Origin of the sequence: Nonomuraea sp. NPDC049725, from assembly GCF_040674795.1 — a bacterium.
In the GTDB taxonomy this organism is placed as follows: domain Bacteria; phylum Actinomycetota; class Actinomycetes; order Streptosporangiales; family Streptosporangiaceae; genus Nonomuraea; species Nonomuraea ceibae.
The window spans coordinates 90,948-113,789 of record NZ_JBFANJ010000004.1 but is presented as its reverse complement, the minus strand read 5'-3'; the positions used below and the strand labels follow the sequence as shown (position 1 = coordinate 113,789).

At 71.0% G+C, this 22,842-nt stretch carries 23 protein-coding genes and 1 riboswitch; of the genes, 5 read left to right on the top strand and 18 right to left on the bottom strand.

Features of this window, described 5'->3' with window-relative positions; translation table 11 throughout:
- Nucleotide 1: 1 nt before the first annotated feature.
- The 4 genes from AB0J53_RS11695 to AB0J53_RS11680 all read right to left on the bottom strand — a co-directional run bounded on the left by AB0J53_RS11695 (nt 2) and on the right by AB0J53_RS11680 (nt 4,924).
- The gene (locus tag AB0J53_RS11695) at nt 2-2,524 is read right to left on the bottom strand and encodes an L-aspartate oxidase (RefSeq protein WP_364171208.1); all 2,523 of its coding nucleotides are present in this window, start codon (nt 2,522-2,524) and stop codon (nt 2-4) included.
- Nucleotides 2,525-2,601: 77 nt separating this feature from the next.
- Complete coding sequence (gene panC / locus AB0J53_RS11690) at nt 2,602-3,429, bottom strand: pantoate--beta-alanine ligase (protein WP_364171206.1); 828 nt, start codon at nt 3,427-3,429, stop codon at nt 2,602-2,604.
- Nucleotides 3,430-3,478: 49 nt separating this feature from the next.
- Nucleotides 3,479-4,369, bottom strand: a complete 891-nt coding sequence (locus AB0J53_RS11685; RefSeq protein WP_364171204.1) for a DUF2520 domain-containing protein — start codon at nt 4,367-4,369, stop codon at nt 3,479-3,481.
- A gap of 321 nt (nt 4,370-4,690) precedes the next feature.
- Nucleotides 4,691-4,924 carry a chaplin family protein gene (locus AB0J53_RS11680; protein ID WP_364171202.1) on the bottom strand — a complete coding sequence of 78 codons (234 nt, stop codon included), beginning with the start codon at nt 4,922-4,924 and terminating at the stop codon, nt 4,691-4,693.
- Nucleotides 4,925-5,070: 146 nt separating this feature from the next.
- Between AB0J53_RS11680 and AB0J53_RS11675 the strand changes: the two genes are divergently transcribed.
- Nucleotides 5,071-6,033: an SAM-dependent methyltransferase gene (locus AB0J53_RS11675; protein ID WP_364171200.1), complete on the top strand. Its 963-nt coding sequence runs from the start codon at nt 5,071-5,073 to the stop codon at nt 6,031-6,033.
- A gap of 16 nt (nt 6,034-6,049) precedes the next feature.
- Here the strand turns inward: AB0J53_RS11675 and AB0J53_RS11670 are convergent, their stop codons facing one another.
- Together AB0J53_RS11670 and AB0J53_RS11665 are read right to left on the bottom strand one after the other, a co-directional pair.
- Nucleotides 6,050-7,240 carry a cytochrome P450 gene (locus AB0J53_RS11670; protein WP_364171198.1) on the bottom strand — a complete coding sequence of 397 codons (1,191 nt, stop codon included), beginning with the start codon at nt 7,238-7,240 and terminating at the stop codon, nt 6,050-6,052.
- Entirely contained in the window at nt 7,240-7,968 is a 729-nt protein-coding gene (locus tag AB0J53_RS11665; protein WP_364171196.1) for a TerC family protein, read from the bottom strand. Before AB0J53_RS11665 ends, AB0J53_RS11670 begins: the two co-directional genes overlap by 1 nt.
- Nucleotides 7,969-8,074: 106 nt before the next feature.
- Nucleotides 8,075-8,190, top strand: a riboswitch (SAM riboswitch).
- Between the two features lie 43 nt (nt 8,191-8,233).
- Between AB0J53_RS11665 and AB0J53_RS11660 the strand changes: the two genes are divergently transcribed.
- Entirely contained in the window at nt 8,234-9,523 is a 1,290-nt protein-coding gene (locus AB0J53_RS11660; RefSeq protein ID WP_364171194.1) for an aminotransferase class V-fold PLP-dependent enzyme, read from the top strand.
- Between the two features lie 3 nt (nt 9,524-9,526).
- Here the strand turns inward: AB0J53_RS11660 and AB0J53_RS11655 are convergent, their stop codons facing one another.
- Nucleotides 9,527-10,231, bottom strand: coding sequence for a DoxX family protein (locus AB0J53_RS11655; RefSeq protein WP_364171192.1), 705 nt, complete (start codon nt 10,229-10,231; stop codon nt 9,527-9,529).
- Between the two features lie 101 nt (nt 10,232-10,332).
- Here AB0J53_RS11655 and AB0J53_RS11650 point away from each other — a divergent pair, with 101 nt between their 5' ends.
- Both AB0J53_RS11650 and AB0J53_RS11645 read left to right on the top strand, forming a co-directional pair.
- The gene (locus tag AB0J53_RS11650; protein ID WP_364171190.1) at nt 10,333-11,478 is read left to right on the top strand and encodes an NADH-quinone oxidoreductase subunit D; all 1,146 of its coding nucleotides are present in this window, start codon (nt 10,333-10,335) and stop codon (nt 11,476-11,478) included.
- Nucleotides 11,475-12,569 (top strand): acyltransferase, encoded by a 1,095-nt coding sequence (locus AB0J53_RS11645; RefSeq protein ID WP_219501382.1) that lies wholly within the window; start codon nt 11,475-11,477, stop codon nt 12,567-12,569. The genes AB0J53_RS11650 and AB0J53_RS11645 overlap by 4 nt, the downstream gene beginning before the upstream one ends.
- A 7-nt stretch (nt 12,570-12,576) precedes the next feature.
- Here the strand turns inward: AB0J53_RS11645 and AB0J53_RS11640 are convergent, their stop codons facing one another.
- Nucleotides 12,577-13,629 (bottom strand): serine hydrolase domain-containing protein, encoded by a 1,053-nt coding sequence (locus AB0J53_RS11640; protein WP_364171188.1) that lies wholly within the window; start codon nt 13,627-13,629, stop codon nt 12,577-12,579.
- A 200-nt stretch (nt 13,630-13,829) separates the two neighbouring features.
- On the opposite strand from AB0J53_RS11640, the gene AB0J53_RS11635 reads away from it, so the two are divergent.
- Nucleotides 13,830-14,522, top strand: coding sequence for a MarR family transcriptional regulator (locus AB0J53_RS11635; RefSeq protein WP_364171186.1), 693 nt, complete (start codon nt 13,830-13,832; stop codon nt 14,520-14,522).
- Here the strand turns inward: AB0J53_RS11635 and AB0J53_RS11630 are convergent.
- From AB0J53_RS11630 to AB0J53_RS11585, 10 genes are all read right to left on the bottom strand, one after another.
- Nucleotides 14,519-14,974: a DUF3180 domain-containing protein gene (locus tag AB0J53_RS11630; protein WP_219501378.1), complete on the bottom strand. Its 456-nt coding sequence runs from the start codon at nt 14,972-14,974 to the stop codon at nt 14,519-14,521. The two genes, AB0J53_RS11635 and AB0J53_RS11630, sit on opposite strands and share 4 nt — an antisense overlap.
- A complete protein-coding gene (gene folK / locus AB0J53_RS11625; protein WP_219501376.1) occupies nt 14,971-15,474 on the bottom strand; it encodes a 2-amino-4-hydroxy-6-hydroxymethyldihydropteridine diphosphokinase in 504 nt (167 codons plus the stop codon). Before folK ends, AB0J53_RS11630 begins: the two co-directional genes overlap by 4 nt.
- Nucleotides 15,471-15,863 (bottom strand): dihydroneopterin aldolase, encoded by a 393-nt coding sequence (gene folB, locus AB0J53_RS11620; protein WP_364171183.1) that lies wholly within the window; start codon nt 15,861-15,863, stop codon nt 15,471-15,473. The genes folK and folB overlap by 4 nt, the downstream gene beginning before the upstream one ends.
- Nucleotides 15,826-16,272 carry a nuclear transport factor 2 family protein gene (locus AB0J53_RS11615; RefSeq protein WP_219501370.1) on the bottom strand — a complete coding sequence of 149 codons (447 nt, stop codon included), beginning with the start codon at nt 16,270-16,272 and terminating at the stop codon, nt 15,826-15,828. The genes folB and AB0J53_RS11615 overlap by 38 nt, the downstream gene beginning before the upstream one ends.
- Complete coding sequence (gene folP, locus AB0J53_RS11610) at nt 16,269-17,075, bottom strand: dihydropteroate synthase (RefSeq protein WP_219501645.1); 807 nt, start codon at nt 17,073-17,075, stop codon at nt 16,269-16,271. The genes AB0J53_RS11615 and folP overlap by 4 nt, the downstream gene beginning before the upstream one ends.
- Nucleotides 17,076-17,221: 146 nt before the next feature.
- Nucleotides 17,222-17,800 carry a GTP cyclohydrolase I FolE gene (gene folE / locus AB0J53_RS11605; RefSeq protein ID WP_219501367.1) on the bottom strand — a complete coding sequence of 193 codons (579 nt, stop codon included), beginning with the start codon at nt 17,798-17,800 and terminating at the stop codon, nt 17,222-17,224.
- Nucleotides 17,797-19,791, bottom strand: coding sequence for an ATP-dependent zinc metalloprotease FtsH (gene ftsH, locus AB0J53_RS11600; protein WP_219501365.1), 1,995 nt, complete (start codon nt 19,789-19,791; stop codon nt 17,797-17,799). The genes folE and ftsH overlap by 4 nt, the downstream gene beginning before the upstream one ends.
- 237 nt (nt 19,792-20,028) lie before the next feature.
- Nucleotides 20,029-20,580 carry a hypoxanthine phosphoribosyltransferase gene (gene hpt, locus AB0J53_RS11595; protein ID WP_049568591.1) on the bottom strand — a complete coding sequence of 184 codons (552 nt, stop codon included), beginning with the start codon at nt 20,578-20,580 and terminating at the stop codon, nt 20,029-20,031.
- 11 nt (nt 20,581-20,591) lie between these two features.
- Nucleotides 20,592-21,548, bottom strand: a complete 957-nt coding sequence (gene tilS, locus AB0J53_RS11590) for a tRNA lysidine(34) synthetase TilS (RefSeq protein ID WP_364171180.1) — start codon at nt 21,546-21,548, stop codon at nt 20,592-20,594.
- Nucleotides 21,549-21,749: 201 nt separating this feature from the next.
- On the bottom strand, nt 21,750-22,826 hold the full coding sequence (locus tag AB0J53_RS11585; RefSeq protein ID WP_219501360.1) for a zinc-dependent metalloprotease: 1,077 nt from the start codon (nt 22,824-22,826) through the stop codon (nt 21,750-21,752).
- Nucleotides 22,827-22,842: the final 16 nt, after the last annotated feature.

Here is a 22,842-nt window from a genome sequence, read left to right as displayed (position 1 = left end):
ATTACCCCCGTAGATCCAGTGCGACGTCCAGGGCGGGCGCCGAGTGGGTCAGCGCTCCCACCGCAAGGTAGTCCACGCCAGTTTCGGCCACATCACGCGCCAATTCCAAGGTCAATCCCCCGCTGGACTCCAGCGCAACCGCGTTTTTCGCCCCATTTTTAGCGATTTGTACGGCCTGAGCGGTCTGCTCCACCGTGAAGTTGTCCAGCAGGATCAGGTCGGCCCCCTCGGCGAGCACCTCCTCAAGCTGCTCGACGCTGTCGACCTCCACCTCGATCGGCACGTCCGGGTAGCGCTCGCGCACCGCGCGGAACGCCTCGGCGACCCCGCCGGCCGCCACCACGTGGTTGTCCTTGATCAGTGCCGCGTCCGACAGCGACATCCGGTGGTTGACGCCGCCGCCGCAGCGTACCGCGTACTTCTCCAGCGCCCGCAGCCCCGGCAGCGTCTTGCGGCTGTCGCGCACCCGCGCCCCGGTGCCGCTGATCGCCGCCACCCAGCGCCCGGTCAGCGTGGCGATGCCCGACAGGTGGGTGAGCAGGTTCAGCGCGGTGCGCTCGGCGGTCAGCAGGGTCCTGGTCGGACCCTCCACCGTCATCAGCACGTCGCCCCTGCGCACCCGCTCGCCGTCCTTGACCCGCCGCTCGGCCTGGCCCGCGCCCAGCCGCGCGAACACCGCCTCGGCCACCGCCAGCCCGGCCACCACGCCGTCGGCCCGCGCCACCACGTCGGCCACCGAGCGGTGCCCGGCCGGGATCGTCGCCAGGCTCGTCACGTCGCCCGCCGCCTGCAGGTCCTCCGCCAGCGCCCGGTCGATCACCGCGTCGGTCTCGGCCGGGTCCACGCCGGCGGCGGCCAGCTCCTGCGCCAGGCGCCGCGGCATCGCGTCACCGTGCGGGGTGTAGGTCATGTGCACGCCCTCCTCCGTCAGGGTCACGTCCAGGTGCCCCAGCCATTCGTCGTCGAGGTCGGGGAAATCCTCCCGCCAGTGGGAGCCGCGCGTCTCCTGCCGCGCCGCCGCCGCGCCGGTCAGCACGGTCGCGACGGTGAGCAGGTTCGTCGTCTCCCACGACTCGGTGCACGACGCCACGTGGACCGGGGTCCACCGGGCGTCGTGCAGCGCCTTGGCGGTGGCGGTGAGCGACGCGCGGCTGCGCAGCACACCCGCCCCGGCGCTCATGTGCGCCTGGATCCGGCCGCGCGCCCTCGGGTCGATCAGCCCGGCGGGCGCTCCGGACACCACCGGCTCGCCCGGTTCGGGCCGTACGCGATGGATGTCCTCGGCGATGCGCTCGGCGAAGACGAGCCCTTCGAGCAGCGAGTTCGAGGCCAGCCGGTTCGCGCCGTGCACGCCCGTGCACGCCGCCTCGCCGCACGCGTACAGGCCCTCGATGCTGGTGCGGCCCCGCAGGTCGGTACGGATGCCGCCGCTGGCGTAGTGGGCGGCGGGAGCCACCGGGATCGGCTCGGCGGCCGGGTCTATGCCGTGCTCGCGGCAGACCGCGTAGATCGTCGGGAACCGGGTGCGCCACTTGTCCTCGCCGAAGTGGCGGCCGTCCAGGTAGACGTGCTCGCGCCCGCTCTCGCGCATCGTCCGGGTGATGGCCTTGGCCACGACGTCGCGCGGCGCCAGGTCGGCCAGCTCGTGCACGCCGGTCATGAACCGGTTGCCCTCGTGGTCGATCAGGAACGCGCCCTCGCCGCGTACGGCCTCGGAGATCAGCGGCTGCTGGCCGGTCGCGCCCGCGCCCAGCCACAGCACGGTCGGGTGGAACTGGACGAACTCCAGGTCCCGCACCACGGCACCGGCCCGCAGCGCCAGCGCCACGCCGTCGCCGGTGGACACCACCGGGTTCGTGGTGGAGGAGTAGACCTGGCCCATGCCGCCGGTGGCCAGCACGACCGCGCGGGCGCGCACCGCGCCGACCCCGTCGACGGCGCCCTCGCCCATCACGTGCAGCGTCACGCCCCTGGCCCGGCCGTTCGCGTCCTTCAGCAGGTCGAGCACCAGCGCGTGCTCGATCACCTCGATCCCGCTCGCCCGCACCGCCTCGACCAGCGCCCGCTGCACCTCCGCGCCCGTGGCGTCGCCGCCCGCGTGCACGATGCGGTCGCGCCGGTGGCCGCCCTCGCGGGTGAGCTGGAGGTGCCCGTCGGGGGTGCGGTCGAACTCGGCGCCCCGGCCCATCAGCCGCCGCAGCGCGCCCGGGCCCTCGGTCACCAGCGCGCGGACCGCCTCGGCGTCGCACAGCCCCACCCCGGCGACCAGGGTGTCGCCGAGGTGCTCGTCGGGGGTGTCGGCCGGGTCCAGCACGGCGGCGATCCCGCCCTGGGCCCACCGGGTGGACCCGGCCGACAGCACGTCCTTGGTGACGACCAGGACCCTGGCCCTGGGTTCGAGCTCGGCGTAGTGCAGCGCAACTGTCAGTCCGGCGATGCCGGAGCCCACCACGACCAGGTCGGCCTCGACGTTCCACCCGGGTTCGGGCGCCGCCAGCCGCAGGGGAATGGCCGGTGCACTCATGGGGTCTCCTCGGAGGAGGGAATATCGTCAATATGACGATAACGCCCCGGCCGTCGCTTCCCTTCCCCGGGGTTCGCCTAGAACGACAGCACCGCGTTGTCGATCAGCCGGGTGGTGCCCACCCGGCCGGCCACCGCGAGCACCGCCTCACCCCTGTACGGCTCCGCGACCTCGGCGAACGTGGCCGGATCGACCAGCACCACGTAGTCCAGCGCCAGCTCGGGGGCGGCGGCCTCCAGCACCTCGCGGGCGGCGGCGACCACGCGCGACGGCGCGCTCTCGGCCGCGCCCGCGCGCAGCGCCCGGGACAGCGCCAGGGCCACCTCCCGGTCGGCCGGCGACAGGTAGCGGTTGCGGCTCGACAGCGCCAGCCCGTCGGGCTCGCGCACCGTCGGCGCGCCCACGATCTCCACCGGCACGTCGAGGTCGGCCACCATGCGGCGGATCAGCGCGAGCTGCTGGGCGTCCTTCTGCCCGAACACCGCGAGGTCCGGCTGGACCAGGTTGAACAGCTTGAGCACCACCGTCAGCATCCCGTCGAAGTGCCCCGGCCGCACCGCGCCCTCGACGACCCGGCCCATCTCGCCGGACCGCAGGCTCACCTGCCGATCCGGGTGGTACATGTCCTCGGCGGCCGGGGCGAACACCACCTCGACCCCCTCGGCGCGGCACACCTCCAGGTCGGCCTCGAACGTACGGGGATAGCGGGAGAAGTCCTCGCCCGGGCCGAACTGCAGCGGGTTGACGAAGATGCTGACCACCACGTGGTCGGCGCGCGAGCGGGCCGCCCTGATGAGGGAGCGGTGCCCCTCGTGCAGGGCGCCCATGGTGGGCACGAGGGCGACGGAGCCGTCACCGCGAGCCTTGATCAGGTCGGTGCGGTTCCTGGCGACGATGGGGTCCATGAGGCGGCCTCCGGGGGCGTCATGCGGATCCGTGCCATGCCGGTCACGGTCACGTCCATATGTTGCCACCCAGGGCGTCGAGCAAGCGTTCGGCCTCCTCCGGCTTGAGCAGGCCGGCGGCCAGCGCCCGGTCAGCGGTGAGCCGGGCCAGCGCGACGTAGGCGTCGGCCGCCTCCGGCGCGGCCAGGATGAGCGCGTCGACGTGCTTGCGCACGGTGCCCGCGTCGCCCCGCACCACCGGGCCGGTCAGCCCGCCGATGCCGAGCCGCAGCACGTTGTCGAGGGCGGCGCCGAGCAGCGGCCCGAGCATGCGGCCCGGGTGCTCGACGCCGATGCGGCCCAGCAGGTCGGACGACTCGGCGATGAGCGTGACCATATGGTTGGCGGCGCTGGCCAGGGCCGCGTGGTAGAGGGCGCGGTCGGCGTCGGCGATCCACACCGGCTCGCCGCCCATCTCGATGACCAGCGCCTCGGCGATGGGACGCAGCGGCTCGGGCGCGGTGACGCCGAAGGAGCAGCCGGTGATCCGGTTGAGGTCGTCGTCCCTGCCGGTGAACGTCATGACCGGGTGCAGGGCGAACGGCAGCGCGCCCGCCTCGGCGGCCGGTCGCAGCACGGACAGGCCGTAGGCGCCGCTGGTGTGGACGAGCAGCTTGCCCTGGAGGCCGGCGCCGGTGGCGGCCAGGCCGCTGACGAGGTCGGGCAACGCGTCGTCGGGGACGGTGAGCAGGATGAGCTCCGCCGCCTCGACGACCTCCTCGGGGCGGACGGGCTCGACGCCGAGCCGGTCGGCGGCCCACCGCCGGGAGGCGTCGGACACCCCGCTGGCGGCCACGATCCGGTGCCCGGCCTGCGCCAGGGCAGCCCCGAGCGCGGAGCCGACCTTGCCCGATCCCAGCACGCCGACGGCCAGCCGTGCCGGGCGATCTGCTGCGTCCATGTCCCACCCCTGTCGAGCACCCCGGAAGACGCTGCCGCCCAGCGTAACGGCCGAGTTACCACGGGGGCGTGACCTGGGCTTTGCCGCATGTTGCGTTAGCGACAAAACGGACAAGGGCATATAAACCGTGCACCCCCTGTCGGGAATGATGATGAGGAGAGGGGTACATCGCATTCAGCGGGCGCCGAGTCCTGAGCTGGACCCGACGCCCGCACTGTGACGAACTCCTTGGAGGTGCACCCTGGCCGCCATCGCCGACTGGCCGGCCCGGGTACGGGGCTCGGACCGGTTCACTCTCGAACCGGTCCGAGCTCCGGCATGTCAGCGATGCACGTGAGCGCTGGAGCCCCCCTTGCAGCCGGCGATGCCGACACCGGCGACCCCCACCCCGTTGCCGCAGGCGTTGATCGGCGCGGTGATGGGCAGGAAGAGCTGGTTGCCGGACAGCACGCCGCTGCGTCCGCTGGTGATGTCGCCGGGGCCGTGAGCGTAGGCCGGGGCGGCCACCGAGAGCATGCCGAACGCACCCGCGACGACGATCGCTTTCTTGAACACGAGGGACTCCTTTTCGGGACGACTGCCGGATGATGACAATCAGCAGTCACTCGACTACTGTATGTAAACGGTAGCGCAAGATCGCAACACCGCGTAGTAAAGAAATCGCGCCACGTGTTCGCCCGGAGTCGTGAGATAGTCCTGGGATGTGGCTCACCTGGCGCGCCGCCATGCAACGCGCGCTCTATGGCGAGAGCGGCTTCTACCTGCGCGAACGCCCCTCCGGGCACTTCCGCACCTCGGTCAGCGCCTCGGCGGCCTTCGCCGACGCGGTCCTGGCCCTGCTGGAGGAGGTCGACGCCGGGCTCGGCTCGCCCGACCGGCTCGACCTGGTCGACATCGGCGCCGGCGAGGGCACGCTGGTCCGCCGCGTGCTCGACGCGGCCGGCCCCTCGCTGCGCGACCGGCTGCGCATCACCGCCGTCGACCTGTCGCCCCGGCCCGACGAGCTGCCCGAGCGGATCGCCTGGCAGCCGCGGCTGCCGTCCGGCATCCAGGGCCTGGCGATCGCCAACGAGTGGCTCGACAACGTGCCGCTGGACGTGGCCGAGCAGACGTCCGACGGGCCGAGACTGGTGATGGTCGACACCGAGACCGGCGAGGAGCGGCTCGGCGACCCGCCGCAGGGGGCCGACCTGGAGTGGCTGGCGCGATGGTGGCCGCTGTCGTGCGTGGGCTCGCGGGCGGAGATCGGCTGGCCGCGCGACGCCGCCTGGGCGGCGGTGCTGAACCGGCTTTCCAGAGGCCGGGCGATCGCCATCGATTATGCACACCCTGTGGATAACCGGCCGATGCATGGCACGCTCACCGGATACCGTGACGGAGCGGTCGTCTCGCCCGTACCCGACGGCACCTGCGACATCACGGCACACGTCGCGCTCGACGCGTGCGCCGAGGCGGGCCGCAAGGCCGGCGGGATATCCACAGGCTTGTCCACACAGCGGGCCGCGCTGCGCGCTCTGGGCATCACCGGCGACCGCCCGCCCCTCGACCTGGCCCGCACCGATCCGCGGGGTTATCTGCGCGCGCTGGCCCGCGCCTCCGAGGAGGCGGAGCTGATCGATCCGGGGGGCCTCGGCGGGTTCGGCTGGCTCAGCCAGAGCCGGTGAAAACGGCCAGAACCGGTCACGTCACACTGAGGTCCAGCGACTCCAGGCCGCGGATCACGTACCCCGGCTTCCACACCGGCTCGCGGACCAGCTCCAGCTTCGGCGCCCGCTCCAGCAGGGCGCCGAACGACTCGATGAGCTCGATCCTGGCCAGCGGCGCGCCCAGGCAGAAGTGGATGCCCGCACCGAAGGAGATGTGCGGGTTGTCCACCCGGCCCACGTCCAGCCGGTCCGGGTCGTCGAACACCTCGGGGTCGCGGTTGGCCGAGCCGAACAGCAGCGCCACCTCCACGCCGCGCGGGATGGCGACGCCGCCGACCTCGATGTCCTCCAGCACCCAGCGCTCGAACATCTGCAGCGGCGTGTCCCAGCGCATCAGCTCCTCGACGGCCGTCGGCAGCAGCGAGCGGTCGGCGCGCAGCCGCGCCAGCTCGCCCGGGTTGCGGAACAGCGACCACCAGCCGTTGCCCGTCACGTTCACCGTGGCCTCGTGACCGGCGTTGAGCAGCAGCACGCAGGTGCCGACCAGCTCGTCCTCGGTCAGCTCGTCGATCGCCGCGAGCGCGCTGATCAGGTCGTCGCCGGGCCGCTCCTTGCGCCCGCGGGCCAGCTCCTTCAGATACGCCGCGAACTCCGACGCCGCCCTGACCGCGGTGTGCTGCGCCTGCTCCGACGGGTTCAGCTCGTACATCCCGCAGATGTCGGCCGACCAGGGGCGCAGCAGGTGGCGGTCGGCGTCGGGGATGCCGAGCATCTCGGCGATCACCGTCACCGGCAGCGGCTCGGCGACCTCGGCGATCAGGTCACCGCCGCCCCGCTCCACGTACGCGTCGACCAGGCCCTCGGCGATCGCCCGCACCCGGGGGCGCAGCGACTCGACCATGCGGGGCGTGAACGCCTTGGAGACCAGGCGGCGCAGCCGGGTGTGCACCGGCGGCTCCACGTCGAGCATGCCGGCGCGGATCACCCGCCAGAACGGCTCCTGGAACTCCGGCTCGGGCTCCTTGCCGAACTCCTCGTGCGTCGCCACGTGCAGGTACGACCTGCCCAGGCGGCGATCCCTGAGCAGGGCGTTCACGTCGGCGTGCCGGGCGACCAGCCACTGGCCGGTCGGCTCGAAGAAGCTCACCGGCGCCTCGCGCCTCAGGTCGGCGTAGACGCCGTACGGGTGAGCGACGAAATCCGGATTCCACGGGTCAAAGCGCACTATTCAATACTAGAAGCTTTCGCCCGCCTGCTCCTCACCCGGATGTTGAGCAGCTCCACGATGACCGAGAACGCCATCGCGAAGTAGATGTAGCCCTTCGGGATGTGCTGGTCCAGCCCCTCGGCGATGAGCACCACGCCGATCAGCACCAGGAACGCCAGCGCCAGCATCTTGATGCTCGGATGCGTGTCGACGAACCGGCTGATCGGCCCGGAGGCGAACAGCATCACCAGCACCGCCACGACCACCGCCGCGATCATCACGCCGAGCTCGTCCACCATGCCGACCGCGGTGATCACCGAGTCGAGCGAGAACACCACGTCCAGCACCATGATCTGCACGATCACCGAGGCGAACGACGCCGCGACGGCCTTCTTGCCGTCCTTCTCGCCCACGTCCATCGTGTGGCCGATCTCGGTGACGCTCTTGGCGAGCAGGAACAGCCCGCCCAGCAGCAGGATCAGGTCCCGTCCCGATATCTCCTGCCCCAGCACCTCGAACAGCGGCTCCGTGAGCCGCACCACCCACGACAGGGCCAGCAGCAGGAGCAGCCGGCTGATCAGAGCCGCCGCCAGGCCGAGCACCCGCGCCCTGTCCCGCTGCTCCGGCGGCAGCTTCCCTGCCAGGATGGAAATGAAGATGATGTTGTCGATGCCCAGCACGATCTCCAGGGCCACAAGGGTGAAGAACCCTATCCAGATCTGGGGATCTGCCACCCAGTCCAACATCGATTACCTCCTGCTATCGGGGGATGTCCGAGGAAGCAACGAGTCAACGGGCCGATAAGTTCGCGGTTGCGTTTTACGGGTGGGTGTCGGTTATAGTGCCGACGTAGGTCATGAGTGCCAGCGCCAAGCCCCGGCTCGCTGGCCGGCAACCCTCGCGTCCGCGGCGGGGTGCCCCGGGTGAAGACCTGGTCCGTCACGAGGTGTGGCGGGCAAGCGCGGGCTCACTGGCTGCTCCAGGGGTCCGATGACCCCGAGGAGGTTCGCCGTGTCCACCCTGACGATCTTCAACGCCGCCCGCCCCACCGCCGCCGAGAAGCCGGCCCCCGTCCAGCAGGCCCGCGCCATCCCCGCCGTCGTCGGCGCCGACCTGGAAGTGCCGGTCAAGGGCGGCAAGCTCGTCGGCTACGCCAACCTCGACTACGCGGCCAGCGCCCCCTGTCTGGAGCCGGTCAGCGCCGCCGTCGCCGCCGCGCTCCCGGCCTACTCCAGCGTCCACCGCGGCGCGGGCTACGCCTCCCAGCTCACCACCGCCCGCTACGAGCAGGCCCGCCACACCGTACGGGCCTTCGTCGGCGCCCGCACCGACGACGCCGTCATCTTCACCCGCAACACCACCGACGCCACGAACCTGCTGGCCGGCTGCCTGCCGGAGGGCACCACCGTGGTCGTCTTCGACACCGAGCACCACGCCTCGCTGCTGCCCTGGCCGGACGCCGTGCGGCTGGCCCCGCCCGCCTTCCCCGGCGAGGCCGTGCGCGCCGCCGACGACGCGCTGGCCGCGATCGACGGGCCCAAGCTGCTCGTCGTCACCGCCGCCTCCAACGTCACCGGCGAGCTGTGGCCCATCGCCGCGCTGGCCCACATCGCGCACCGGCACGGCGCCCGCATCCTCGTCGACGCCGCCCAGCTCGTGCCGCACCGGCCGGTCAACCTGACCGCGCTCGACCTCGACTACGTGGCCTTCTCCGGCCACAAGCTGTACGCGCCGTTCGGCGCCGGGGTGCTGGTCGGCCGGCGCGACTGGCTGTCGGCGGGCACGCCGTACCTGAAGGGCGGCGGCGCGGTGCGCTCGGTCGGGGAGAGCACCGAGTGGCACGACGACGCCGAGCCCCGGCACGAGGCCGGGACCCCGAACGTGCTCGGCGCGATCGCGCTGGCCGCCGCCTGCGACGCCCTCACCGCCACCGGCTGGACGCCGCTGCTGCGCGAGGAGGAGCGGCTGATCGCCCGGCTGCGCGCCGGCCTCGCCGGCATCGAGGGCGTACGGGAGCTGTCGCTGTGGGGGCCGGAGCACCCGCGCGTGGGCATCGTGTCGTTCACCGTCGACGGCTACAGCGCGCGCGAGGTCGCCGAGGCGCTGTCGAGCGAGTACGGCATCGGCGTGCGGGACGGGAAGTTCTGCGCCCACCCGTTCGTCCGGCACCTGCTCGGCACCGCCGACGGCGGCTGCGAGGACGACACGGCCTCGGCGGTGCGCGCCTCCATCGGCATCGGCACCACCCAGGAGCACGTCGACCGGCTGGTCGGCGCGCTGCGTGACCTGGTCAGCCGCTAGGTCTCAGCGGTTCGGCGGCTTCGGGCGCGTCGGCTGGTCGTTCACCACCGCGTCCACGTCGCGCATGTCCTCCTCGCTCAGCCCGCCCGGCCGGTGCTCGGCCGGGTGCGGACGCTCGGCGGGCTCGGCGGCCTGCGTGCGGTCGTAGTCGGCCGCCTGCGTGCGCTCGTGCTCGGCGGGCTGCCGGGGCACCGAGTGCCGTTCGTCCGGATAGGCGGCCTTCGTGTCGGGCGCCGGCCGGTCCACGGTCGTCGTGGCGCCCGCCGCCGCGTCCCGCTCGGCCGCCCGCCGCTCGGCCCGGCGCTTGTACACGGCGCCGAGAATCCCGTCGAGGCCGAAGCGTCCCCCGCCCAGCGCCAGGAACAGCAGCGACGCCGCGCCGAGCGCTCCGACGAGCTCCCAGCCGCCCTGCTGGACGAAGATGCCGTTCGGCGCGTGCACGAACACAGCCGCGCCGATCATGCCGATGAGCAGCACCAGCGCGGCCGGCCGTACCAGCAGGCCGAGGATCAGCAGGATGCCGCCGACCGTCTCGGCCACCGTGACGAACGCGGCGGCGAGCTGCGGCATCGGCACGCCCGACTCGGCGAACATGCCGCTCGTGGCGCCCAGCCCGGCCTGCCACTTCTGCAGCCCGTGCGCCAGGAAGATGACGCCGATCACCACCCGTGCGATCAGGGCGGCGATGTCGAACACAACCCTTTTCATGGTCTTTTCTCCCCCGTTTCCAGTACTCATCCCCCTGGCTGGACCAGCGATGCGCCCCCATACCGTTCCTTGACCGACCCGCCGGTGGCAGCATGGGCCGTATGACGGAACGCGTGGTCGGAATCGGTGCCGGGGCCAAGGAGCTGGCCACCGAGGACATGATCCTGAATATCGGGCCGCAGCACCCGTCGACTCACGGAGTTCTGCGCCTGCGGCTCACTCTTGACGGTGAGCGCATCTCCGGCGCCGAGCCGATCATCGGCTACATGCACCGGGGCGCGGAGAAACTGTTCGAGGTGCGCGACTACCGGCAGATCATCGTGCTGGCCAACCGGCACGACTGGCTGTCGGCGTTCGCCAACGAGCTCGGCGTGGTGCTGGCCGCCGAACGCATGCTCGGCATGGAGCCGCCCGTCCGCGCCGTCTGGGCGCGCACGCTGCTGGCCGAGCTCAACCGGGTGCTCAACCACCTGATGTTCCTCGGCTCGTACCCGCTGGAGCTGGGCGCGATGACGCCCATCTTCTACGCCTTCGACGAGCGCGAACGCATCCAGGCCGTCATGGAGGAGATCTCCGGCGGGCGCATGCACTACATGTTCAACCGCGTCGGCGGCCTCAAGGAGGACCTGCCGCTCGGCTGGCTCGACCGGGTCGCCCAGGCCGTCGCCGACACCCGCCGCCGCGTCCCCGACATCGAGAACCTCATCCACGGCAACGAGATCTTCCAGGCCCGCACCAAGGGCGTCGGCGTGCTCTCGCGCGAGCAGATCCTGCAGTACGGGGTCAGCGGCCCCATCGCCCGCGCCTCCGGGGTCGACATCGACCTGCGCCGCGACCAGCCCTACCTGGCCTACCCCGAGCTGCCCGTCACCGTCGTCACCCGCACCGCCGGCGACTGCCACTCCCGCTTCGAGGTGCTGCTGGAGCAGGTCAAGGTCTCGCTCGACCTGGCCGACGCCTGCGTCCAGCGGCTGCGCGAGCTCCCCCAGGGCCCGATCAACCAGCGCCTGCCCAAGGTGCTCAAGGTCCCCGAAGGCCACACGTACGCCTGGACCGAGAACCCGCTCGGCATCAACGGCTACTACCTGGTGTCCAAGGGCGACAAGACGCCGTGGCGGATGAAGCTGCGCTCCGCCTCCTACAACAACATCCAGGTGCTGCGCGAGATGCTGCCCGGGCAGCTGGTCTCGGACATGGTGGCGATCCTCGGGTCGATGTTCTTCGTGGTGGGTGACATCGACAAGTGACCTCCCCTCCGCGACGCGACAGGTACGTCGACTGGCTGCGGGCGCTGAGCCTGATCGTGGTGGTGGTCTGGCACTGGGCCTTCACCATCCTGCAGTGGAAACCGCACGGCCCCGAGCCCACCAGCCCGCTCGGCTTCACCTCCGGGCTGTGGATCCTGACCTGGCTGCTCCAGGTCTTACCCCTGTTCTTCTACGTCGGCGGGCACGTCCACCTGCTGTCGTGGGGCCGGGCGTGCGAGCGCGGCACCGGCCTCGGCCGCTTCGTCTGGCGCCGCCTGCGGTCGCTGTCGATCCCGGCGCTCGGCCTGATCGGCGTGTGGGTCGCCGTCGGCGCCGTCGTCACCTGGCTGTTCGACGTGCCGTGGATGTGGCGGGTGGTGCTGCTCGTGCTCAGCCCGCTGTGGTTCCTCGGCGTCTACCTGGTGCTCATCGCGCTCCTCCCCGTCGCGCTCCTCCTGCATCGCAAGTACGACGTGCTGGCCCTCGTCTGGCTGGGCGGGGCGGCGCTGGTCGTCGACGTGGTCCGGTTCCGCTACGACGTCGAGTGGGCCGGCTGGCTCAACATGGTCATCGTGTGGGGGCTGGCGCACCAGGCCGGCTTCTTCTACGACCGCATCGTCGCCCTGCCCCGCCGCTACGACGTCGGCATCCTGTGGACCGGGCTGTTCGCCCTGTTCGGGCTCGTCTACTCGGGCATCTACCCGGGCTCCATGGTGGGCGTGCCGGGGGACAAGTGGTCCAACATGGCGCCGCCGACGTTCGTCATCGTCGCGCTGCTCATCTTCCAGATCGGGCTGGTGGAGGTGCTGCGCCCGGCCATGGAACGGGTCCTGGAACGGCCGGGCTGGAACCGGGTCAACGCCGTCATCAACCGTTTCGCGCTGCCGCTGTTCCTCTTCCACACGACCGGCATGGCCATCGCGCTCGGCCTGTCCTGGTGGCTCTTCGGCAGCCTCACGCCCGAGGTGCCGCCGGACGTGTGGTGGTGGCTGGAGCGCCCCCTGGCCGTCGCCGGACCGCTGATCTGCACCCTCCCGGTCATCTATCTCTTCGGCCGCCGCCCCCGCGCCGGACGGCCGGACACCGGCTGAGGGCCTGTCAGCAGAATTCGGCGGCGAGCACGTCGTCGAAGACGCTGAGCGGCGCCCAGTCGCCGTTGACCTGGGCGGTGAGGCGGTGTCCGCCGTCGCGGGCGCCCATGCTGTAGCACCAGGAGCCGTAGGTGGCGCCGCCGTTGCCCCAGACGGTGGCGCCGCAGGGCAGCTCCTGCTCGAAGACGCCCAGGCCGTAGCGGGTGCCGGGGATCCAGCCCTCGGTGGGCACGGTGGTCAGCATCTCGCGCAGCAGCTCGGCCGGCAGGACGTGCCCGCCGAACAGGGCGGCGAAGAACTGGTTGAGGTCGGTGGTGGTGGAGATGACGCCTCCGGCGGCCCAGGCGAAGGACTGGTTCATCCGGGTCGCGTCGTGGATCTCGGGCTTGGGGTCGGCGGAGAACAGGGTGGAGTAGTGCACCGGGTGCGGGCCGGCGATCCCGGGGTCGGCGACGGGCAGGGACGTGCCGGTCAGGCGCAGGGGCCGGCTGACGTTACGGACGAGCTCCTGGTCGAACGTCCGGCCCGTCACCCTTTCGACGATCATCGCGGCCAGGACGTAGTTGGTGTTGGAGTAGCCGAACCGCCGGCCCGGCTCGTCGACGGGCGGGTGGGCCAGGGCGATCCGGACGAGCTGCTCGGGCGTGTAGGCGTCGTCGCGGTGCTGGAACCACTCCGCGCCGACACCCTTGGCGAAGAACTTCTCGTCGTTGGAGTAGGCGTAGAGGCCGCTGGTCTGGTTGAGCAGCTGCCTGATGGTGATCCTGCCGGGCTCGTAGGCGCTGCCGTCGAACAGGCCGGGAAGGTGCTTGTCCAGGGTGTCGTCGAGGCTCAGCCTGCCTTCGGCCACGAGCTTGAGCACCACCGTGGCGGTGAAGGCCTTGGAGGCGCTGCCGATGCGGAACCGCTCGTCCTGCCGTCGCTCGCGTCCGGTCGCGGTGTCCGACACCCCCGCCGAGCCGAACCAGGAGCGGTCGCCGTCGCGGACCTCGGCGACCATGCCGGGCGCGAGCTCGGCCGCCACCGTCCGGTCGAGCACCCGCTGCACGTCTGCGATCACGTCAGTTCCCTTCGAGAGACTGTTTACGATATGCGAAACGCTAATTTGCATTCGTGAATCTGTCAATCATTAAAGCCCAGATAGAAGGCGTAATTGCAATGACAGTGAGCATGAATGCAAGCCACTGACTTGCAATGAGATGAGCACGAATGCAAGACTGCACCCGACCGCAGCGCGTACGACCAGGAAAGGCGCCGCCCATGCCAGGAGGCAGGCTGACCCACGAGGACCGCCGGCAGATCGCCGGCGGACTGGCCGCGGGGCTCACCCCCACCGAGATCGCCACGCGCCTGGACCGGCCGCTGTCCACCGTCACCCGGGAGATCGCCCGCAACGGCGGCCCCGAGCGCTACCAGGCCGACCGGGCCCACCAGGCCACCCGGGAGCGCGCCCGCAGACGTCCGCCGGCTCCCGAGGGCGGCGACCACGCGACGGTCAGCGAGCTGGAGGAGCAGTTCACCGAACTCATGATCAACACCGGGCTGTCGCGGATGACCGCCCGCGTGCTCACCAGCCTCTACCTCACCGACAGCGGCAGCCTCACCGCGGCGGAGCTCGCCCACAAGCTGCAGGTCAGCCCCGCGTCCATCTCCAAGGCCATCGGCGAGCTCGAACAGCAGGAGCTCATCCGCCGCGAACGCGACCCCCGCCGGCGGCGCGACCGCTACGTCATCGACGCCGACGCCTGGTTCCGCGGCTGGCTGGCCAGCGCCCGCCAGAACACGCTGCTGGCCGACTTCGCCCGCCGGGGAGCGGCGACACTCGGCGCCACCTCGCCCGCCGGAGCCCGGCTAGGCGACATCGGCGACTTCTTCGACCACGTCGGCCAGGCGATGCTGCAGGCCGCCGAACAGTGGCGCCAGACCTACAACGCCAGGAGGACGAGCGGCTAGCCGGGCCGCTGATCCTCCGGATCCTTCGGGACGCGGCAGGCGTGCTCCAGGAAGAGCGCCGCCACGATCAACGCCACGCACGACAGGAACGACCCCGTCGAGACGAAGAACTCCGACCGCGGCGTCTCCTTGGCGAAGAGCTGCACCGTGTGCAGCGCGAAGCCGCCGAACAGCCCCGCGAACACCGCGCCGCCGTAGGCCGACGCCTTGCCCAGGGCCGCCAGCCGGGCCACCGCCAGCGGCTCGACCGGCTTGGTGCCCGGCTTGCGGGCGATCCGCGCCTTCGTCATCCAGGCGGTGTAGGCCTCGCCGATCGCCAGCAGCAGCATCGTCGGGATCGCCGTCCACGGCACCAGCACCAGATCGACGTAGACCAGCCGCACCACGCCCCAGGCGATCAGCGCGACCACGACGATGAGCCCGACGAGCACGCCGGGCCGGGTCGGCCTCAATCCGGCCTCTGCAGCTTCAGGTCCTCGCGCAACCGCACACCCCGCCGGTCCAGGCCCACGAGCAGGTCGGCCACCCGGCCCCGCCCCGGCAGCTCACCGTCAGGGTCGGCCGCCGCCCACGGCACCAGCACGAACGCCCGCTCGTGCGCCCGGGGATGCGGCAGCGTCAGCTCCGGGTCGTCGCTGACCGTGTCACCCACCATGATCAGATCGACGTCGAGCGTGCGCGGCCCCCACCGCTCCTGGCGCACCCGCCCGAACGCGTTCTCCACGCTCTGCGCCCGCTCCAGCAGCGTGCGCGGCGGCAGCGTGGTCTCCGCCACGACCACCGCGTTCAGATAAGGGCGCTGGCCCCCCGGGCCGCCCACCGGATCGGTCTCGTAGACCGGCGACGCCGCGACGAACTCCAGCCCCGGCGCGTCGAACAGCGTGTCGACGGCCCCCTGCAACGTCAGGAACCGCCGCCCCAGGTTGCCGCCCAGGGCGAGGACGACCTTCATGCGCGCCTCCGCTCGATCGTCACCACCACGTCGCCGAACGGCAGCGGGATCGGCGCCGCCGGCTTGTGCACACTCACCTCGACCGACTCGACGAGCTCCCGGGCCAGGCAGACGTCGGCCAGCCGCTGCGCGAGCGTCTCGATCAGGTCGACCGGCTCGCCCTCGACCACCTTGACCAGGTCCTGGGCCAGCTCGCCGTAGTCGACGGTCCTGGCCAGGTCGTCACCGGCCGCGGCCGGCGCGGTGTCGAGGAACAGCGTCACGTCGACGACGAACTCCTGCCCCAGCTCACGCTCGGCCGCGAGCACCCCGTGTCTCCCCCGGGCCCGCAGGCCCTTCAGCGCGATCCGGTCAGCGCTCAAGCTCGCCTTCCTCCTCCTCGTCGTCATCGCCCTGCAGCACCGGCGAGCCGTGGTGCATCCACAGCCGCCAGCCCTGACCCGTGCGGATGTAGACGTTGCTGGCCACCACCTTGCCGGCGGCGAAACTCGACTCGCCCTCCTCGCCCGCGGTGAGGATGTTCTCCACGCAGGTGAGCACGGCCACGTCGCCCAGCACCGTGGTGTTGACGTCGGTGAGCACGAACTGGATATAGGTCGTGTTGGCCATGATCAGCGCCCACGACCTCAGCACCTCCGAGCGGCCCGTCAGCAGGGTCCAGCCGGGATGCACGCAGCTCACCTGGTCGTCGGCAGTGTCCTCGGCCCAGATCTCGGTCATCCTGTCGAGGTTGCCGTCCTCGATCGCGGTGTAGAAGTCCTGGTTGACCGTCTCGATGGCGGCGGTGTCGACGCTCATGTGTTGGCTCCGGCTCTCTTCCATGCTGCGGCCACGCGCACGGCGTCGGCGTTGGGACCTACGTGGTGGACCCGTACGCACCAGGCGCCCTCACGGGCCGCCAGCGCGGTCACGGCCAGGGTCGCGTCGTCGCTGCCGCTGAACGGGCGGGGGGTGCCGTCGGCGCCGGCCAGCAGCCGCCCCAGGAACCTCTTGCGCGAGGCCCCGATGAGCAGCGGATAGCCGAGCTCGGCGAGTTGCTGCGTGCCGGCCAGCAGCGCCCAGTTGTGCGCCGCGTTCTTGGCGAAGCCGAGGCCGGGGTCGAGCACGATCTGCTCCTCGGACACGCCCTCGGCGAGCACCAGGTCGACCCGCTTGGCGAGCTCCTCGCGCACCTCGGTGACCACGTCGTGGTAGACGGCGCGGCTGTCCATGTCCTGGCTGTGGCCGCGCCAGTGCATCACCACGTAGGGGACGCCGGTGGCGGCGACCACGCGCGGCATGGCGGGATCGGCCAGGCCGCCGCTCACGTCGTTGACCAGCCGCGCGCCTGCCTCGACGGCGGCCCTGGCCACCTCGGCGCGCATCGTGTCGACGCTGACGGCCACGCCCTCCGCGTTGAGCGCCCTGATCACGGGCACCACGCGGGCCAGCTCTTCCTCCAGCGACACCCTGGCGGCGCCCGGCCTGGTGGACTCGCCGCCCACGTCGACGATGTCGGCCCCCTCGGCGACCAGCTCCAGGCCGCGGCGGATCGCCACGCCCTCGTCGAACCAGAGGCCGCCGTCGGAGAACGAGTCAGGGGTCACGTTGACGACGCCCATGACAAGGCACCGGTCCTCGTCGCCCAGCCCCGGCACTCTCGTCATGAGGCCAAGCCTAGGCGCTCGCCCATACCTGGTGATATCGCGGGTCCCTGGTTGTGGATAACGATCCATCCCCGGCGGAATGCATGCGGCGCGGTCAGGCGTCAGCGTCCCAGGATCAGCGCCATCGCCTCGGCGCGGGTCTTGTCGCTGGTGCGGAAGTCGCCCCGGACGGCCGACGTGACGGTCTTGGCGCCGGGCTTGCGCACGCCCCGCATGGTCATGCACAGGTGCTCGGCCTCGACCACGACGATGACGCCGCGCGGCTCCAGCACCCGCATGATCGCGTCGGCGATCTGCGACGTCATCCGCTCCTGGACCTGCGGCCGGCGGGCGAACACGTCGACCAGCCTGGCCAGCTTCGACAGGCCCGTCACCTGACCCTGGTCGTTCGGGATGTAGCCGACGTGGGCCGACCCGTAAAAAGGCACCAAATGGTGCTCACAGGTTGAGTAGACCTCGATGTCCTTGACCAGCACCATCTCGTCGTGGTCGACGTCGAAGACCTTGTTGAGCACGTCTTCCGGGGTCTGGTGCAGGCCGGAGAACTGCTCGGCGTAGGCGCGGGCGACACGGGCGGGCGTCTCGAGAAGGCCGTCGCGGTCGGGATCCTCGCCGATGGCGTACAGGATCTCGCGGACGGCCTTCTCGATCCGGCCGAAATCTACGTCGTGCGGCTTCACGCACTGTCCCCGGATGGCAGCGCGTCCTGGTGGCCCGAGGTGAGCGAGCCGTTGGCCGACTGCTCCTTCGGCGTCAGGATCGGCGGCCGGTCGGAGGGCAGCCGCTTGCCGTAGCCCGCGTAGGAGGGGCGGTGCTCCTTGACGACCACCGGGGAGAAGATCTCCAGCACCTGGGCGCGGGAGAGCGTCTCCTTCTCCATGAGCTCGAGCACCAGGTTGTCGAGCACGTCGCGGTATTCGACCAGGATGTCCCACGCCTGGTCATGCGCCGTCTCGATCATCCGGCGGACTTCCTCGTCGATCGTGGAGGCGATCTTCTCGGAGTAGTCGCGCTCGTGGCCCATCTCGCGGCCCAGGAACACCTCGGCCTGGCCGCTGCCGAACTTACGGGCGCCGAGCTGCTCGCTCATGCCGTATTCGGTCACCATGCGGCGGGCGACGGCCGTGGCCTTCTCGATGTCGTTGGAGGCGCCGGTGGTGGGCTCGTGGAAGACGAGCTCCTCCGCCGCGCGGCCGCCCAGCAGCATCGCGAGCTGGTCCATCATCTCCGACCTGGTGGCCAGGAACTTGTCCTCCATCGGCAGCGTCATCGTGTAGCCGAGCGCACGGCCCCGGGACAGGATCGTGATCTTGTGCACCGGGTCGGAGTTCGGCAGCGCGTGCGCCACCAGCGCGTGACCGCCCTCGTGGTAGGCGATCATCTTCTTCTCCTTGTCAGACATGACCCGCGTCTTGCGCTCGGGCCCTGCCATGACACGGTCGATCGACTCCTCCAGCATGTCCATCGTGATCAGCTTCTCGTCGGCGCGCGCGGTGAGCAGCGCGGCCTCGTTGATCACGTTGGCCAGGTCGGCGCCGGTGAACCCGGGGGTGCGGCGGGCGATGACGTCGAGGTCGACGCCCGGCGCGAACGGCTTGCCGCGCCCGTGCACCTTGAGGATGCCCTTACGGCCCTCCAGGTCGGGACGGTCGACGGTGACCTGCCGGTCGAACCGGCCCGGACGCAGCAGCGCCGGGTCGAGGATGTCGGGCCGGTTGGTCGCGGCGATGAGGATCACGCCGCCCTTGACGTCGAAGCCGTCCATCTCGACGAGGAGCTGGTTGAGCGTCTGCTCGCGCTCGTCGTGACCGCCGCCCAGGCCGGCGCCGCGGTGGCGGCCGACGGCGTCGATCTCGTCGATGAAGATGATCGCCGGGGCGTTGGCCTTCGCCTGCTCGAACAGGTCACGCACCCGGGAGGCGCCGACGCCGACGAACATCTCGACGAAGTCGGAGCCGGAGATCGAGTAGAACGGCACGCCCGCCTCACCCGCGACCGCGCGGGCGAGCAGGGTCTTGCCGGTGCCGGGCGGGCCGTAGAGCAGCACGCCCTTGGGGATCTTGGCGCCGATCGCCTGGAACTTGGCCGGGGCCTGCAGGAACTCCTTGATCTCCTGAAGCTCCTCGATGGCCTCGTCCGCGCCTGCGACGTCGGCGAACGTGGTCTTGGGGGTGTCCTTGGTGATCAGCTTGGCCTTGGACTTGCCGAAGTTCATCACCCGGCTGCCGCCGCCCTGCATCTGGTTCATGATGAACAGGAAGATCAGCACGATGATGACGATCGGCAGGAAGCTGAGCAGGAGGCTCACCAGGAAGCTCTCCTGGGGCACGTCGGTCGCGAAGCTCTTGGTCTTCTTGGCGTCGACCTGCGCCTGCAGCTCGTCGGTCAGCTTTGCGCCGTAGCCGGTGACCCAGTCAGACTGGATCGTCTTCGTCGGCGTGCCGCTGCCGCCGACCTGGATCGGGCTGTGCAGCGTCAGCTCGATCCGCTGATCCTTGTCGATGATCTTGGCATTGCTGACATTGCCGGTGCGGATCTGCTGGAGCACCGTTGACGTGTCGGCCTGCTTGTAGTTGCCGCCGCCGCTCCAGAGCTGGGTGACGAGCAGGAGCAGCACGACGATGCCCAGGATCCACAGCAGTGGCCCACGTGTAAATCGCTTGAGATCCATCCGATGCGGAACCCCTTGCGGGCCCGTCCCTTCCTGACCATGGCCTGGAACCCCGGGAAATCCCGGGGCCGCGGCATCCGACACCGCGACTTCTGACTACCCGAAGGGGACGCAGGGTCACCCTCCCGGAGTCAGAAGGTACACCGGAGGAGCGCACGGAGGGACCGCCCGCTACACCGGTCTTGCCCTACCAACGTACGTCAAGGCACGCGGTGTTCCCGGCCACAGTCAGGATTGCTAGCGGTAAACGTGCGGCGCGAGGGTCCCGATGAACGGAAGGTTCCGGTATCGCTCGGCGTAGTCGAGGCCGTAGCCGATCACGAACTCGTTGGGGATGTCGAAGCCCACGTACTTGACGTCGATCGGCACCTTGACCGCGTCGGGCTTGCGCAGCGCCGTGCAGATCTCCAGCGAGGCCGGGTTGCGCGATTTGAGGTTCTCCAGCAGCCAGTGGAGGGTCAGGCCGGAGTCGATGATGTCCTCAACGATGAGCACGTGGCGGTTCATGATGTCGGTGTCGAGGTCCTTCAGCACCCGCACGACGCCCGACGACTTGGTGCCGGCCCCGTAGGACGACACCGCCATCCAGTCCATCTGCACCGGCACGTGCAACGCCCTGGCCAGGTCGGCCATCACCATGACGGCGCCCTTGAGCACGCCCACGAGCAGCAGCTCCTGGCCCGCGTAGTCCTCGTCGATGCGCCCGGCCAGCTGCTTGATCTTGGCCTGGAGCTCGTCCTCCGGGATGAGGACCTTCTCCAGATCCTTGCCCATGTCGGCAGCGTCCACCTGTTGGTTCCTTACGCGATGGGACGGATGGCGACTATCAGGGTGCCATACCGCCGGACGGCGCTCAGACCCCCGGGCAGGTCCACCGCCTTCTGCCCGTGCCACCGCGTGATCAGCCGCTCCACCGCCCGCACGTGCCCCGCCGAGAGCGCCCCGGAGGGCGCTCCCGCCGCGAGCGCCGCCCGCCGCAGCACTCGTGTCCGTACGGCCCCGGGGACCCCTTCCAGAGCCCGTACGGCCAGCGTCACGTTTCCGGCGATATCGCTTAGAGCGCAATCCTGGTACACCGATTCGGCCCACTGATCGAGCGCGTCCGCGTCCTCACGCGCCAGCCCCGCCGTACGCGCCAACGCCTCCGCCACCCCCGGCCCCAGCTCCCTCTCCAGAACCGGCAGCGCCACCGCCCGCACCCGCACCCGCGTGAACCGCGGATCGTCGTTGTGCGGATCCTGCCACGGAGCCAGCCCCAGCGCCTCGCACGCCGCCACCGTCGTCGCCCGCGAAAGCTCCAGGAACGGCCGCCGATAGACGCCCGACACCGCCGCCATCCCCGCGATCGAGCGCAGCCCGCTCCCCCTCGCCAGGCCCAGCAGCACGGTCTCCGCCTGATCGTCACGCGTGTGCCCCAGCAGCACCGCCGCCGCCCCATGAGCCTCGGCCGCCTCTCCCAGCGCGGCATAACGCGCATCCCTGGCCGCCGCCTCGGGCCCGCCCGCCGTGCCCACCACCACGGCCCGCACCTCACCGAACCCCAGGCCCAGCTCCCCCGCCAGCGCCGCCACCCGCGCCGCCCGCTCCCCGGAGCCCTCCTGAAGCTGGTGATCGACGCTCACGAGCCCCGTACGCAGCCCCGCCCTCGGCCCCACGAACCCCGTCGCCGCCGCCAACGCCAGCGAATCGGCGCCCCCACTGCACGCCACGAGCACCAGCGCCCCCTCGGGCACGTCCGCCAGCGCCTCACGCACCATCCTGCGAACATCGGCTACAGCCGGATGCGGTCCCACGTCCCCATTCTCCCCGCCCGGACCGTCAACCCGTACGAGTGCGCCGACCACCACCCCACCGACCCGGCGCCGGAGGGGAGGGCGGAGGGCCGTTCGAGGGTGCGCCACTGAAGGCACGCCCTTCCCAATGGACGACCGGCTGCCGTCAGGCGGCCGCGCCGGGGGTTAGCTGGGGAGGGCGGGGGTGCCGATTACGCGGCGGATCCAGGCGTCCGGGTCGGAGATCTCCGCCGGGGTGGGCAGCGTGTTGGGTGAGGTCCAGACGCGGTTGAAGCCGTCCATGCCGGCCTGGCCGACGACGCGGTGGACGAAGGCGGAGCCTTCGGCGTACTGCTTCATCTTGAGCTCGATGCCGAGCAGGCGGCGGATGGTGCGGTCGAGGCGGGAGCCGCCTTCGCGGCGCTGGGCGAACTTGGCGCGGATGTCGGCGACCGACGGCACGACGGAGGGCCCGACGGCGTCCATCACATAGTCGCCGTGCCCTTCGACGAGGGTCATGACGGCCGTGAGCCGGTCGAGGATCTCCTTCTGCTGGGGCGACTGGATGACGTCGATGAGGTTGCCCTCGCCGCCGCGGACGACGTCGGCGACGGTGTCGGCGGCGCCGCGCAGGCGGTCGACGAGCGTGGGCAGGTCGAGGTCGGAGGCGAGCAGGAAGTCGGTCATCTGGGACCGGACGTACTCGCGCAGCCAGGAGACGCCGGTGAACTGGACCCGGTGGGTCTCTTCGTGCAGGCAGACCCACAGGCGGAAGTCGTGCGGGTTGACGTTCATCTCGCGCTCGGCGTTGACGATGTTGGGCGCGACGAGCGTGAGGCGGCCGGCGGGCTCGCGTCCGCTGGGGTCGGGCGGCAGGAACAGCTCGTACTGGCCGAGGACCCGGGTGGCAAGGAAGGCGAGGACGGCGCCGACCTCGACGCCGGTGATGCGGGAGCCGACGGCGGAGATGATCGCGGGCGGCGGGTTGGCGCCGTTGGCGACCTTCTGCGTGAGGGGCTCCAGCACGACGCGGAAGCCTTCGACGTTGGCCCGGATCCAGCCGGGCCGGTCGACGATGGTCGCGGGCTGTGGCGCGGTCTCGGTGTGGATCTTGGTGAACTCGCGTACGTGGCCTTCGGCCTCGCGCGAAAGCGTGCGGAGCTCGGCGACGGCCTGCCTGGCCTCCTCCCGGCTCACTTGGGGACCGGGGCGCACCAGGCGCGTGCCGGTCGTGACGGCCAGATCCCAGTCGATCACCTGCATAACGTCCACCGTACGT